This is a genomic window from Escherichia sp. E14S1 (genome assembly GCF_004211995.1).
Taxonomy (GTDB): Bacteria; Pseudomonadota; Gammaproteobacteria; order Enterobacterales; family Enterobacteriaceae; genus Escherichia.
Genome location: NZ_RHJQ01000010.1, coordinates 165,701 through 180,328, shown reverse-complemented (window position 1 = coordinate 180,328; position 14,628 = coordinate 165,701). Strand labels below are relative to the sequence as shown.

The 14,628-nt window shown below is 50.4% G+C and carries 10 protein-coding genes; 2 read left to right on the top strand and 8 right to left on the bottom strand.

Annotation, left to right across the window (positions count from 1 at the left end; all coding sequences use genetic code 11):
* Nucleotides 1-3: 3 nt before the first annotated feature.
* The 3 genes from ssnA to mocA all read right to left on the bottom strand — a co-directional run bounded on the left by ssnA (nt 4) and on the right by mocA (nt 5,334).
* Entirely contained in the window at nt 4-1,332 is a 1,329-nt protein-coding gene (gene ssnA, locus D9734_RS12420) for a putative aminohydrolase SsnA (RefSeq protein ID WP_130207802.1), read from the bottom strand.
* 2 nt (nt 1,333-1,334) lie between these two features.
* A complete protein-coding gene (gene ygfK / locus D9734_RS12415; RefSeq protein WP_130207800.1) occupies nt 1,335-4,433 on the bottom strand; it encodes a putative selenate reductase subunit YgfK in 3,099 nt (1,032 codons plus the stop codon).
* 322 nt (nt 4,434-4,755) lie between these two features.
* Entirely contained in the window at nt 4,756-5,334 is a 579-nt protein-coding gene (mocA, locus tag D9734_RS12410) for a molybdenum cofactor cytidylyltransferase (protein ID WP_130207798.1), read from the bottom strand.
* Nucleotides 5,335-5,426: 92 nt separating this feature from the next.
* Here mocA and yqeC point away from each other — a divergent pair, with 92 nt between their 5' ends.
* Together yqeC and yqeB are read left to right on the top strand one after the other, a co-directional pair.
* A complete protein-coding gene (yqeC, locus tag D9734_RS12405) occupies nt 5,427-6,197 on the top strand; it encodes a selenium cofactor biosynthesis protein YqeC (protein WP_130207796.1) in 771 nt (256 codons plus the stop codon).
* 47 nt (nt 6,198-6,244) lie between these two features.
* Complete coding sequence (gene yqeB / locus D9734_RS12400; RefSeq protein WP_130207794.1) at nt 6,245-7,870, top strand: selenium-dependent molybdenum cofactor biosynthesis protein YqeB; 1,626 nt, start codon at nt 6,245-6,247, stop codon at nt 7,868-7,870.
* A gap of 219 nt (nt 7,871-8,089) precedes the next feature.
* Here yqeB and arcC read toward each other — a convergent pair whose 3' ends face one another.
* From arcC to ygeW, 5 genes are read right to left on the bottom strand one after another with little or no spacing between them, the layout of a single operon-like run.
* Nucleotides 8,090-9,022, bottom strand: a complete 933-nt coding sequence (arcC, locus tag D9734_RS12395) for a carbamate kinase (protein WP_130207792.1) — start codon at nt 9,020-9,022, stop codon at nt 8,090-8,092.
* Nucleotides 9,023-9,069: 47 nt separating this feature from the next.
* The gene (hyuA, locus tag D9734_RS12390) at nt 9,070-10,455 is read right to left on the bottom strand and encodes a D-phenylhydantoinase (RefSeq protein ID WP_130207790.1); all 1,386 of its coding nucleotides are present in this window, start codon (nt 10,453-10,455) and stop codon (nt 9,070-9,072) included.
* 53 nt (nt 10,456-10,508) lie between these two features.
* On the bottom strand, nt 10,509-11,720 hold the full coding sequence (locus D9734_RS12385; protein WP_064529812.1) for a YgeY family selenium metabolism-linked hydrolase: 1,212 nt from the start codon (nt 11,718-11,720) through the stop codon (nt 10,509-10,511).
* A 57-nt stretch (nt 11,721-11,777) separates the two neighbouring features.
* A complete protein-coding gene (gene dpaL, locus D9734_RS12380) occupies nt 11,778-12,974 on the bottom strand; it encodes a diaminopropionate ammonia-lyase (protein ID WP_130207788.1) in 1,197 nt (398 codons plus the stop codon).
* Nucleotides 12,975-13,032: 58 nt separating this feature from the next.
* Nucleotides 13,033-14,220 (bottom strand): knotted carbamoyltransferase YgeW, encoded by a 1,188-nt coding sequence (gene ygeW / locus D9734_RS12375; protein WP_001360948.1) that lies wholly within the window; start codon nt 14,218-14,220, stop codon nt 13,033-13,035.
* Nucleotides 14,221-14,628: the final 408 nt, after the last annotated feature.

The following is a 14,628-nucleotide window of genomic DNA, read 5'->3' as shown; positions in this document are numbered from 1 at the left end:
CATTTATGCCAATGCATCCATACGACGCCACATACTGGCAGCGGCTTTTCTGGCTTGCGCATAAATGGAATCGCAATCGAAGTTAAACTGACGATCTTCATAGACCATCACGCCGTTGACCATCACGCTGTGAACGCTGCCTGACCCCATACCAAAGGCGATATGTCCGGCGATATTGTCTGCCAGCAGCGGCGTCGGCGAGTTGTAATCGCAAATGGTTAAATCTGCTTTATAACCGGCTTCCAGGAGGCCAAATTTCGCGCCAAAGTTGCGGCTTATCAGTTCGTTGCCGTTAGTCAGGGCTTTGGCAAAACTGTCTGGCCATAGCGGACCACCCGCATCGCGATGTTTAAAGAAGGCGAATTTCATCTCTTCAAACATATCTGAACCAATGCCGTCGGTTCCCAACGCCAGATTGCGAATATCGCTAAGGTGATGGTTGTAGCCGACGTGGTTGTTCATGTTGGAACGAGCGTTATGCACCAGGAACGCATCGCGCTGATTGAGCAGAGCAATATCTTCTTTTGACAAATACAGACCGTGAGCAACCAGCGTTTTGCTGTCGATGAGATCGTATTCTGCCAGCCGTACCAGCAGGTCTTTGCCGTACCAGTGGTGACTGTGAGAAACGTCGTAAAGGTCTTCAGCGGCGTGAATGTGTAAACCACGCCCGGTAGCTTTCACTGCTTCGCGCAGCATTTCCAGTCCAGCATCCGGCACGGTAAACGGGGCGTGAGCGCCGATATGCGCTTCTACCAGATACGGCTCGGTTGCCGCTTTCTTCGCATCATCAATCTGACGGGCGAAGCGGATATTTTCTTCTACCCCTTCCTGTAACTCTTTAATGCCGTTGTTACGGTCAGTGGTTTCAAAACAGGTCATCGCGCGCAGGCCAACTTTTAAAAATGCGTTGCGCAGCGTTGAGAGCGACCCGCCGATATACGCCGGAGAAGCATGGTGATCGATAACCGATGTACATCCGCTCTTGATTGCTTCCAGTGAACAAATCAGTCCGCTGTAGTAGAGAGATTCTTCATCAAGGGCGCGATCGAGCCGCCACCACAGGTTTTTCAGCGTCGAGATGAAGTCCGGGCAGGGGGCGATGTTTGCCATAATTCCGCGGGAAAGCCCCGAGTAAAAATGGTTGTGCGAGCAGACAATCCCCGGCATTACAATCCGACCATGCATCTCTTTGTAGTTGGCTTCAGGGTAGCGGTGTGTCAGGGCGTTGCCGATAGCGATAATCACATCATTTTCGATGGCGATATCGACGCCTTCCTGCACTTTCGCCGGGTGTAGCTGTACTGCGGTGACATTCTTCAGAATCAACATGATTACACCTCCACGCGGCCCAGCAGATAATGATGATGCTGGTGGACATGGCTAATGATGCGGCACATATCGTTCAGCTCTGGCGGTACGTTGTTGAACTGGCCTTCGCTGTCGATGTTTAACACCCAGCTTTGGTTATTCAGACGCACGCGTACTCGGCAATCTTCCACCAGGAAGCCTGGGTTGCTGCTGTTATCAAAATCTTGCGACAGGCTAAAGACGGTGATTTTGTCTTTGTACGGTTTACCGTTCCACGGGCAGAAATGGGCGCAGTTGCCGCATTCGTTGCAGTAGGCGTCCAGGTGCAGTGTCTGGAAACGGTTCTGGAATCCAGGGACCGCAATTGACACGTTGGCGCGGTTCGGGCAGACATCCACACACTTGCTGCAAACGTAGTTACATTCAAGACAACGTGCGGCTTCCTGAGCGACAAACGCGTCACGATCATCGCTGTTCACCAGGGTGACAGAGATATCGCCTTTGCGTTGGTAGATTTCCGTCGGGTTGACGTTGTTCCAGTATTTATCGCTTTGGTGTGAACGGATATTTTCCCGGCTAAGAATGGCATCCGATGCCCGACGAGCTGTGCCGACAGCCGCGACAATGGAGGAAGGTCCGCGCTGTACGTCACCGATCATAAAGACATTAGTCAGGCGGGTTTCACCGTTATGGTCGACGTCTGGCCAGCCGTTGTTGTCCAGCGGCACGCCCATCGTATTCAGGGCTTCAGTATCCTGTTGTTCGCCAATGGCGGTAATCAAACTGTCTACGTGCAGTGTTACCGTTTCGTTGGTTTCTACCGGGCGGCGACGACCTTTCTCATCAGGTTCGCCAAGTGACATGACGCGCAACGTTAAGGTGCCATCAGCATCGAAGCGTTCAGGATTGTTCAGGAAACGGAACTCCACGCCATCGTGCAGTGCTTCTTCATACTCTTCGCGCCATGCTGGCATCTCTTGCAGTGAACGACGGTAAACGACGGTTGCTTTTTCAACGCCAGGCACGCGTAATGCCGCACGGGCGCAGTCCATTGCGGTGTTACCCGCCCCGACAACCACCACATGTTTACCCAGCTTGAGCGCAGTACCCTTGTTGTACTCGCGCAGGAAGGGGAGAGATTTCCAGACATTCTGGTTGTCGCCCGCCAGTTTCACACCGCTATTTTTATCAGTACCTGTGGCAATCAGAACGTAGTGGAAGCCCTGATTTTTTAACTGTTCGACGGTCAGGTCCGGCGAGCAACCGTACTCAAATTTCACGCCGTGATCGGCAACAAAATCGATATCGTGCTGAATTAACTCAGCCGGGATACGGAACTGAGGAATGATATTTTTCACCACGCCGCCCGCGTTAGCTTCGCGTTCAAACAGCGTGACCGGATGACCTGCTCTGGCAAGGAAGTAACCTGCAGCCAGGCCCGCCGGACCGGCGCCAATTACAGCAACCGGATGACGAGAACCAGAACCGGCTGGTTTGTGCCAGCGTTGCTTATATTCATCCCAGCCTTTTTCCAGGGCGACTTTTTTCAGTTCGCGGATATTCAACGCACTGTCGTAATCCAGACGAGTACAGTTGTACTGGCACTGGTGATCGCAAATATGGCCGGTAATCGCGGGCAGGGCGTTGCGTTGGTAGATAAGTTCCAGCGCGTCGGCATAGCGATGTTCCCCCAGCAGGCGAATATATTCCGGAATATCCTGTTTGATGGCACAAGCAGTAACACAGGGGGCAACGTAGCAGTCGGTCAGTGGCAGGTCTTCTGCCACTTCAATACGCTCTTCTGGCTTCCAGTGTTTCTGGGTGTATTCCATAGTTAGCGCATCTGCTGCCAGCCTGTTTAGCCGTTCGACGTCAACACGGTTAAGCTCCCAGGCGTCTGACCCTTCCAGTTCGCGCATGCAAGCGCTTAAGCGCAGATAGCCACCAGGTTTCAGCAGGTCAGTTGCCATGGTTATCGGGCGAATACCGGTATCGAAAATATCGCGGATAGTTAACTGGCTGGCGCCACCGGAATAAGAGATAGGCAGTTTGCCGTCAAAGGCGCGGGAAAGAACTGCAGCGACATTGATGGAGAGCGGGAACAGCGCACGCCCGGACATATACATCTCTTCGCCAGGCAGTGCGCCTTTATTGTTGATGGTGCCGAGGGTATTAGTCAGTTTGACGCCAAATCCGAGCGATTTTTCTTTCGCCAGCGCCATCAGGCGTTCCAGCATTTCCAGCGCCTGGGTTAGCTTGAGATCGTGATCAAATGACTCTTCTTTTAAGCCAATGTAATCGAAACCACAGCTATCGAGAATCTCGCGCACTCGCGCGTAACCCAATAAAGTCGGGTTGAGTTTCACGAAGGTATTGAGCTCTTTTTCTTCCAGCATGTAACGGCAAATGGCTTCGATTTCATGTGGAGGGCAGCCGTGCATCGTGGAGAGGGTAACGCCTTGTACCATGCTGGTGGGGATACGTGCCGATAAGGCCTGCAAGCTTTCACGTTTTTCCTGCAAACCGTGGCGGGCTAAAAATGCGTCATCCTGGAGTAGTTTATGAAGCGTATCGCGGTATTGTGCGAACTTCGGATGTGCAGACGCGTCCATCATATTATCGATGAACTGCTGCATGGGTGGTTGTTTAATGCCTTCGAGGTTGTAACCGACGCTCATATTAAAGATGAATGATTTACCGGACTCGGACGGCTGGAACATAGCTTCGAGAAGATGCAGGGCGAACCAGGCTTTGAGGTATTCATCCCACGCTTTAAGCAGGGTAAATTCGGTGGACCATTCGGTGTTAAAACACTCGTCTTCGGCGTCGATACAGGGCTTTTCCAGCTCCAGACGATCGAGGATTTGTACTGTTTTAAGTTCGATGAAGCGTCCGCCAGTCAGCCAGGAAGTGACGATGTTTTGTGCGAGTTGCGTGTGCGGACCTGCGGCGGGGCCGACTGGTGTCGCACAGGTTTCACCGAAAACACCGACAGATTTACCTTTTGCGGGTGAGTAAAACTGTTGCTCGGGAATACCAAAGATTGAGCGTTGTTGTTGGTATTCATCAAATATGCGCGTCAAAAGTTCCTCAAACGGAATGGGACGCATAATATCCCCCATAACCCTCTCCTTAGCTTACACAGATATCATTGAGTGACCGGTATTGAGAAATCCGGTGGTTTAGGGGGATAGAGCAACAATCACACCACTCTTGCCATGTTCGCCAGGAAATATAAAAAAATGTGAAGCGCCTCGAAACTTAAGGGGCTTTTGTGAATGATCTCACAGGAGTTAAATGAGAATTAAAATCACTCCTGGGTATTATTGTTGTCATGCGTTTTATCACTTTTTCTCATTTCTCAAAATCAGTGATTCTGTATCATTATGATAAAGATGTACTGAGTGGATTTAATATTTGAACGCAATCGTTTAACTGGCTTTTCTAAATTTTAGTATACTTTTTTTGCGCATCAATAAAGTCATTTGGAGTATCAATATCTAAAATTATTTCTTCATTTTCCATTTCGACGAAATAATGTTCGCCCACGAGTAATGCCTGGCGCATATGGGTAACATTAGGTTGTTTGACCGCCTGCATCAGGCAGGATTTTGACACTAAAATCGGATGGCCAGGCGTACCATTATGGAGCGGGAGTATGGCTCCGTTGTTTCGTAACTTCCAGATTTTTAGAAAGATATCTCTGTTGATGGTTGGCATATCACCATGAGTGAGAAAACAATGTTCTGTTTGTACCGCTGGCGCTGCGGCTTTTACCGAAGTCAGTAACCCCTGCGCATAATCTGGATTGTAGATAATACTAATGTTGCTATGGCTAGCGTAGCGATTATGCAGTTCATTGCCGCGATAACCAGTGACCAAAATAATTCGGCTACAAAACTGCAACGCATTTTTGATACTCGCGTCAAGAATTGTTCCCTGTTGCCAGGGTAACATCATTTTCCATTGCCCCATTCTTGATGATAATCCGGCCGCGGTAATTATACAGTCGATGGCTGACATAGTGGTTCCATTATTATATGGGCTAATAACGCCTGAAAATGTGTTACTCCCTGATTAATGCGTATTTACCTCAGAGAGGTCCATGAAGACTCGTGAAAAGTATAATTGACCCATCGGCGTTATTCATTGATTTAGGCGCGCAGAAACACCCCACTGTGATTTCTGTTGTTGGCGCCGGGGGGAAAACCAGTCTGCTTTTTTGGCTGGCGCAGTTATTTCAGTCCATAGGCAGGCGCGTGTTAATTACTACGACCACACATATGTTTATGCCAGATTCTCACTGGCCCGTGGTTTTCTGTCGTGATCCCGCAATGCTTCCTCACTCGTCTCTCAAATTCCCCATTTCATTTTGTTTTCACCGCTGGAAAGCGAACCAGGGAAAAGTGCAGGGATTTACGCCAGAAGTGATTGATGCACTGGTGCAACGACCAGAGTGTGACGTAATTCTCATTGAGGCAGATGGCTCGCGTGGAATGCCGTTAAAAGCGCCTGATGAGCACGAACCTTGCATACCCAAAAGCAGTTGCTGCGTGATTGCTGTGATGGGAGGGCATATTTTGGGCGCGCAAGTTGGCACGGAAAATGTCCATCGCTGGTCGCAGTTTGCTGATATTACCGGGTTAACACCTGATGCAACCTTGCAACTGAGCGATCTCGTTGCGCTGGTTTGTCACCCTCAGGGCGCGTTTAAAAACGTACCACAAGGCTGTCGACGAATCTGGTTCATTAACCGTTTTTCTCAATGTGAGAATGCGATTGCGCAAAGCGAGCTACTTCAGCCGCTGCAACAACATGACGTAGAGGCAATCTGGCTGGGCGATATACAAGAACATCCTGCAATCGCGCGCAGATTTGTGAATTAGCGGCCCGGGCCTTCCGGGTTACTGAATGGATATCGATTGAGGTTGGTATGAATATTTTCACAGAGGCTGCAAAACTCGAAGAGCAAAATTGTCCTTTTGCAATAGCGCAAATTGTAGATAGCCGAGGCTCTACTCCCCGCCATTCTGCACAAATGTTAGTGCGCGCCGATGGTTCTATCGTCGGTACAATTGGTGGGGGAATGGTTGAGCGGAAGGTGATTGAAGAGTCGCTTCAGGCATTGCAGGAACGTAAGCCACGATTATTCCATGGACGCATGGCGCGTAACGGCACGGATGCCGTCGGCTCAGATTGCGGAGGCGCAATGTCAGTGTTTATCAGCGTACATGGTATGCGACCCCGGCTGGTGTTGATCGGCGCGGGGCATGTTAACCGGGCGATAGCCCAAAGCGCAGCACTGCTGGGGTTTGATATTGCTGTTGCCGATATTTATCGCGAAAGCCTGAATCCTGAACTTTTCCCGCCATCAACTGCGCTTGTTCATGCTGAGTCGTTTGGCGCGGCCGTGGAAGCACTGGATATTCGCCCTGATAATTTTGTCCTGATTGCCACGAATAATCAGGATCGTGAAGCCCTCGATAAACTCATTGAACAACCCATTGCATGGTTGGGGTTGCTGGCAAGTCGCCGCAAGGTTCAGCTTTTCCTGCGTCAATTGCGTGAGAAAGGCGTGGCTGAAGAACATATTGCCCGTTTGCACGCACCGGTGGGCTACAACATAGGTGCTGAAACGCCGCAGGAGATCGCTATCAGCGTTCTGGCAGAAATATTACAGGTGAAAAATAACGCGCCGGGTGGGCTGATGATGAAACCTTCTCATCCTTCCGGACACCAGCTGGTGGTGATTCGCGGTGCGGGGGATATCGCCAGTGGTGTGGCGCTACGTCTGTATCATGCTGGTTTTAAAGTGATCATGCTGGAAGTGGAAAAACCGACGGTGATTCGTTGTACCGTGGCGTTTGCCCAGGCCGTGTTCGATGACGAAATGACGGTTGAAGGCGTCACCGCCCGACTGGCAACCAGCGCTGTAGAGGCGATGAAACTGACTGAGCGTGGGTTTATTCCCGTGATAGTTGACCCCGACTGTTTACTGCTTGATGAGCTGAAACCACTTTGTGTGGTGGACGCTATTCTGGCGAAACAGAATTTGGGTACGCGTGCAGACATGGCTCCAGTGACGATCGCGCTTGGGCCGGGCTTTACCGCAGGTAAAGATTGTCATGCGGTGATTGAAACAAATCGTGGGCATTGGTTGGGACAGGTTATTTACTCTGGTTGCGCACAGGAGAACACTGGCGTTCCCGGTAATATTATGGGGCATACCACCCGGCGAGTTATTCGCGCTCCGGCGGCAGGTATCATGCGGTCCAACGTGAAGTTAGGCGATCTGGTACAAGAGGGCGATGTTATTGCCTGGATTGGCGAGCATGAAATAAAAGCGCCGCTGACGGGAATGGTGCGTGGTTTACTTAATGACGGGCTGGCGGTGGTCGGTGGCTTTAAAATCGGTGATATCGATCCTCGTGGTGAAACGGCTGATTTCACCAGCGTTTCTGATAAAGCCCGGGCGATTGGTGGTGGCGTACTTGAGGCGTTAATGATGTTGATGCATCAGGGCGTTAAAGCGACGAAAGAAGTACTGGAAGTGGCTTAAATGCAAATGGCCGGATGGTATTACCCACCCGGCCTGAGACTGATGACAAACGCCAAATTGCCTGATGCGCTGCGCTTATCAGGCCTACAAATGCTTTGCAAACCATTGAATATTAGGTGTTTTGTAGACTGAGTAAGGCGTTCACGCCGCATCCGGCATCAATAACGCGCACTTTGTTAACAATCTTTGGCCGAATGGCATCGCCACCCGGCCAATAAATTACTGAGAAATCACCGTTCCGGTTTTTCCTTCAATCCCTTCTTTCGCTTTGCTCAACACGGTAATCAGTGCTTCGCGACCTGCGCGAGAGCGGGCAAATGATGCGGCGGCTTCCACTTTCGGCAGCATAGAACCTTTTGCAAAATGCCCTTCTTCGATAAAGCGTTCTGCATCGGCCAATGACAGGCGATCGAGCCACTGCTCATTCTCTTTACCGAAGTTAATCGCCACTTTTTCTACAGCAGTCAGAATGATCAGCATATCGGCATCGATCATTTCTGCTAAACGGGCGCTGGCCCAGTCTTTATCGATAACCGCACTGGCACCGCGCAGATGGTTACCTTCTCGAATCACAGGAATACCGCCACCGCCAACGGTGATCACAACCTGTCCTGCATCTACCAGCGCTTTAACTGTCTCTTTTTCAACAATATCTACCGGCTTAGGCGAAGCAACGACACGACGATAGCCGCGACCCGCATCTTCTTTCAGGGTATAGCCTTGTTTTGTCAGTTGCTCTGCTTCCTGCTCGGTAAAGAACGAACCGATCGGTTTGGTTGGGTTGAGGAAGGCCGGATCGTTAGCGTCGACTTCGACCTGGGTAACCAGCGTTGCAACGGGTTTATTAATGCCACGAGAAAGCAGTTCTTCTCTTAAGGCGTTTTGCAGATCGTAACCAATATATCCCTGACTCAACGCAACACAGACAGACATTGGCAGCATCGGTGAATGCGCTTCAGTTTTTGCAGCGGCTTCGAATGCCTGGTTAATCATGCCTACCTGTGGTCCATTACCATGAGTGACGATAACTTCATGTCCCTGGGCAATTAAATCAACAATTGCCTGAGACGTAATTTTTACCGCTTTCATTTGTCCAGCCAGATCGTCGCCCAGCGCATTCCCGCCGAGGGCGAGAACAATTTTCTTACTCATTTTTCCTCACTCATCATTCTTGATTGTGTATAGATCCCTGGCAGTGGTTAGAGCACGGGAGGGACAAACGGTTTGCGTCGCAGGAAACGTCCTCGTCCGGCTTTGCCTGTAAAGGTGCCGTCACAGAAAATCGTTTCACCACGGGATAAGGTTCTGACAATCGCGCCCTGACAGGTAAAGCCCTCCCAGGGAGAGTAGTCGGCGTTGTCGTGGAGATGGCGATGCTGAATTTGTTGGCTATGGCGTGGGTCGATAATCACCACGTCGCCATCGGAACCGGGTGCTAATAATCCTTTTTGTGGCCACAGGCCAAACAGCCTTGCGGGCATCGCACTGGTTAATTCAACAAAACGCTCCGGTGTGATACGTCCCGTCATTACGCCACTGGAGAACAGCAACTGCATGCGATTTTCCACACCGGGCAAGCCATTTGGACAGCGGCTGAAATCGCCTTTAGAAATTTGTTGGCGCTGGGCCATCGAGAAGGTGCAGTGATCGGTCGCCACCACGTCAATCGCACCATCGCTGATGCCACACCACAGCTTGTCCTGCTCGCGAACGTTGCGCAGCGGTGGGCTAAGAATGAACTTCATGCCATCTTCTGTATCGTAACTGCGTTCGTCCAGCAGGAGATATTGCGGGCAGGTTTCAACCCAGACTGGCTGGTGATTCGCGCGAGCAAGGCGCAGATAATCCAGACCTAAGCCGTTAGACAAGTGCACGATATAGAGCGGGGCGTTACCGGCAATTTGTGCCAGGTTAATCATTCTGGCGATGGCTTCGGCTTCGCATTCCAGAGGTCGGCTCAAGGCGTGGTAGCGCGGCGCGGTTAACCCGGCGGCGATAAACTCCGCTCGCTTACTGGCGATTGCGGCGTCATTTTCTGGGTGTACAGTGGTCAGCGCGCCGGATTCATGCAGGCGGCGTAATGCCTGTAGGACTTCATCATCGTTGAGTTTGTATTGATAGGTTAAATAGAGTTTAAAACTGCTCAGCCCTTCTTCTACCATCATCGGAATTTCGTCGAGTATGGCGTGATTAATATGCTGGATAACACCGTGAAAGCTGTAGTCGATGACCGCTTTATGGGCGGCATAACCACGATAAACTTCCAGTTGATGGCGTAATCGGCAGCCATTCGGGCCAAATCCCATATGATCAATAATGGTTGTTGTACCGCCACACGCGGCTGCGCGGGTACCGGTAAAAAAATCATCACAACTGCGCGCGATGCCGACATCAATATTGAAATGTGTATGGACATCTACGCCGCCAGGGAAAACATAACAGCCAGTGGCATCAATTTCTTCACAGGGGAGTTGCGGCGAAATATCTTTGCCTAACTGGCGGACAATACCGCTTTCAATCAGCAAGTCCTGTTTGGCTTGTCCATCTGCGTTAACGACAGTGCCGTTTTTGATCAATACGCGCATAGCAAACTCCAAAAAACCCTCCGGCGAACCGGAGGGAAATAGGTGAAGAGTAATTATTCTGTTGCCAGCCAGCTTAACGGGATTGCAGCGTACATAGCGGCACAGGTCACCAGGTGAGATTTCCAGGTTTTTTCGTTTGGCGCGTGCGCTTCAGGTTCTTTACCCGGTCCAAAGCCGATGACCGGAATGCCGTGACGGCCCATAATGGATACGCCGTTAGTTGAGAACGTCCACTTATCAACGACCGGTGCTTTGCCAAACAGACCTTCGTAGGCATTCACCAGCGTTTTAACGGTGAAATGATCTTCTTCCACTTTCCAGGTCGGGAAGTAGCATTCGGTTGGGTAAACCAGGCCAGTCCAGGACGGACGGTCGTAGTTGTACATAGAAACGACAGCATTGGCTTTCTGTACCGCAGGCAGGGCGCGGATTTCATCCAGCGCGCCTTCCCAGGTTTCGCCCCAGGTCAGGCGACGGTCGATGGAAACGGCACAGCTGTCTGCTACTGCGCAACGACTTGGTGAGGTGAAGAAAATTTCGGAAACAGTCAGAGTGCCTTTGCCGAGGAATTCGTCATAGCCCAGACGTTGGGACAGTTCTTGTAACTCGCCAAGAATCGGACCCATTTTGAAAATGGCGTTATCACCGCGTTCTGGTGCTGAACCATGGCAGCTAACGCCCTGAACATCAATGCGAATTTCCATACGACCGCGCTGACCACGATATACCTGGCAGTCGGTTGGTTCGGTACTGACCACAAATTCCGGGCGAATGCCGGATTGTTCAATAATGTACTGCCAGCACAGACCGTCGCAGTCTTCTTCCTGTACCGTACCGGTAACGAGCAAGGTGTATTCATCTTCCAGACCGAGGTCTTTAATGATCTTACCGGCATAAACCATTGATGCCATGCCGCCTTCCTGGTCGGAAGTACCACGGCCACCGATCAGCTCGTCGGTTTCCATACCTTCGTACGGGTCGAATTCCCAGTTTTTGATGTTACCAATGCCTACGGTGTCGATGTGAGCGTCCATCGCAACCAGACGCGGACCGTGGCCGATATAGCCGAGAACGTTACCCATCGGATCGATTTCAACTTTATCGAAGCCGACTTTTTCCATCTCTTCTTTAATACGATGTACTACACGTTTTTCGTCGCAGCTTTCACTGGGAATAGCAACCATATCGCGCAGGAAGCGAGTCATGTCTGCCTGGTAATCTTTTGCTTTTTCAAGAATCAGTTTGAATGGAATATTCTTAGCCATTATTTTTCTCCAGATTTTTTACTCCCCGTTTGGCGGGGAGTTGTTCCAATAGGGTGATTAAGGTGCTACAGAGTGTTTGCCTTCCCAGACAACTTCGCGGTAGTGCTTCACGTCGGTGTCGCCTTCGGTGCTGATAACCAGGACGACGGCATCTTTGTTCAGCGCCAGTTTTTCCATCAGGCTTTGACGTTGCGGGTGATAATGAACAGCCGCGAGAATGCCCAAACCGACAGCGCCAGATTCACCAGAAATGATGCGTGGATCGTTGCCGTATGGATTACCCAGCACGCGCATACCTAATGCGGCAACGCTGTCCTGACAGGAGATAAATTGGGTGGCACAGTTACGTAAGATTTCCCAGCCCAGAGGGTTAGGTTCGCCGCAAGCCAGGCCCGCCATAATAGTGGCCATATCGCCGCCAACGTTGACGATGTCTCCTTTGACGCCGGAGCGATAAATACAGTCAGCTTTGTCAGGTTCAACAATGATGCTGTGCAGATTTTGCGGGCTATAGACGTCGACCAGATAACCCAGCACACCACCGGCCATTGCACCGACACCGGCTTGCAGCAGAACGTGCGTCGGGGTTACGCCCATTTCACGCATTTGCTCGACGGCTTCATCTGCCAGAGTGGCGTAGCCCTGCATGATCCAGGTTGGAATTTTGGTGTAACCTTCCCAGGCGGTATCTTGCACCACTTCCCAGCCGTGTTGCTGCGCGTGTTGCATGGTCATGCGAACGGTATCGTCATAGTTCATATCAGTGACGATGCACTCGGCTCCGAGGTTCAGAATGGCGTCAACGCGTTCTTGAGCGGAACCTTTCGGCATGTAAATTACCGCGTTCTGACCGAGTTGCTGTGCTGCCCAGGCAACACCGCGCCCGTGGTTGCCGTCGGTCGTTGTAGCGAATGTCATTTTTTCGCCGATGGCATTTTTCAGATGCTCGAATGACAGCGTTTCGATATCAAGATGATATTTTTCACACAATAATTGAGCGATGGCGTACGCACCGCCGAGCATTTTGAAGGCGTTCAGACCGAATCGTTTTGATTCGTCCTTAACGAGAATTTTCTTCACACCAAAAAGGTTTGCGAGATCGTCCAGCGCACAAAGCGGTGTTGGGCGATAGCCAGCAATTTTCTGGTGGAACTGGCGCGCCAGTTTTGCCTGGCTTTGCGAAAAGAGCGGTGATGTTTCGCCGTTGAAAAATTTGTTATCGGCGATATCAATCTTCAATGAGAAAACGGACATATCCTATCCTTTTGGCCTCTGGAAATAGAGAGCCGACCTGTCGATCGGCCCGAGGGGGTTATTTCACGCGTTCTTGCGCTTCTTTAAGCAGTTGTTCGAGCAGTGCGCCTGGTTTGGAATATTTACGGGACAGGATCATCGCGGCGATGATGTATGGCTTCCAGCTGGCTTCTTTGTAGGTCGCGATACGGTATTTTTCGAATACGCCTTCAGTGACTTCACCTTCTTTGCAGGATACGCCGCTGATATCGGCTGGCAGGCAGTGCATATACAGGGCTTCGCCATCACGGGTCAGCTCCATCATCTCTTCAGTACAATGCCAGTCTTTGTGCTGTGCGTTCTGTGCCAGACACTGTTTTTCCAGCGCTTTCAGTCCTTCGTGATCGTTAGCGCGCAGCAGTTCAGTACGCTCTTCCATCACTTTGTAAGGTGCCCAGGACTTCGGATAAACGATGTCAGCGTCTTTGAATGCTTCTTCCATGCTTGTTACCTGACGGAAGCTGCCGCCGGATGCTTTAGCATTGTTTTTAGCGACTTCAACGACATCCGGGATCAGGTCATAACCTTCTGGATGGGCAAGGGTGACATCCATACCGAAGCGGGTCATCAGACCGATGATGCCCTGTGGTACAGACAGCGGTTTGCCATAGCTTGGGGAGTAGGCCCAGGTCATGGCGATTTTTTTACCTTTCAGGTTTTCCAGTGAACCAAAGTGTTCACGTAACCATGCCAGGTCAGCCATTGATTGAGTCGGATGGTCAATATCGCATTGCAGGTTAACTAAAGCCGGGCGCTGCGGCAGTACGCCTTGCTTGTAGCCATCGTCGAGTGCCGCGCCAACTTCACGCATATAGGCGTTACCCGCGCCCAGATACATATCGTCACGAATACCGATAGCGTCAGCGCAGAAGGAGATCATATTAGCGGTTTCACGGACAGTTTCGCCGTGCGCAATCTGTGATTTACCTTCATCAAGATCCTGCTGTGCAAGGCCGAGCAGGTTAAGCGCAGAAGCATAAGAGAAGCGGGTACGAGTGGAGTTGTCGCGGAATACGGAAATACCTAATCCACTATTAAAGACTTTGGTAGAGATGTTTTCAGCACGCAGTGCTTTTAATGCTGCGGCAACGTCCAGTACTTGTTTCAGTTCATCTGGCGTCTGTTCCCACGTTAACAAAAAATCTTTCTCGTGCAGGTGAGAGGTCAGCGAATTGATATCCTTAATCAGCTCATTAACAGTTTTCATCATAAAGTCCCGGTAGTGGAATGACAGGCAAAGTGGTTTATTTCACTGTGACTTGCCAAAGTGATTGGTGTTTTCACAGCTATACCAGGGACTAACAATAAACATGCCAGAATTATCTACGCGGTCACGAAGCGCTAATCTGACAGGGGATATGTGGGATTGATCACAAATTATCGCCACACTACGGAAGTTAAAAATATACGGAAACGTTTGGCTTTTTTAACGCAGTTATTTATTTGCTGCTAAGTATCAGAAATAAGATAAAGGGACAGGTGAAAACTCGTCAGTTTGATAAACTCACTCCCGTAATTCTCATATTGATATAGAAATGTGATATCACTTCCATAATTTCATTAGAAAGTGATAAAAATCTTATGTTTTTAGCAAAGCGATTTTTGCCTGAGTTAA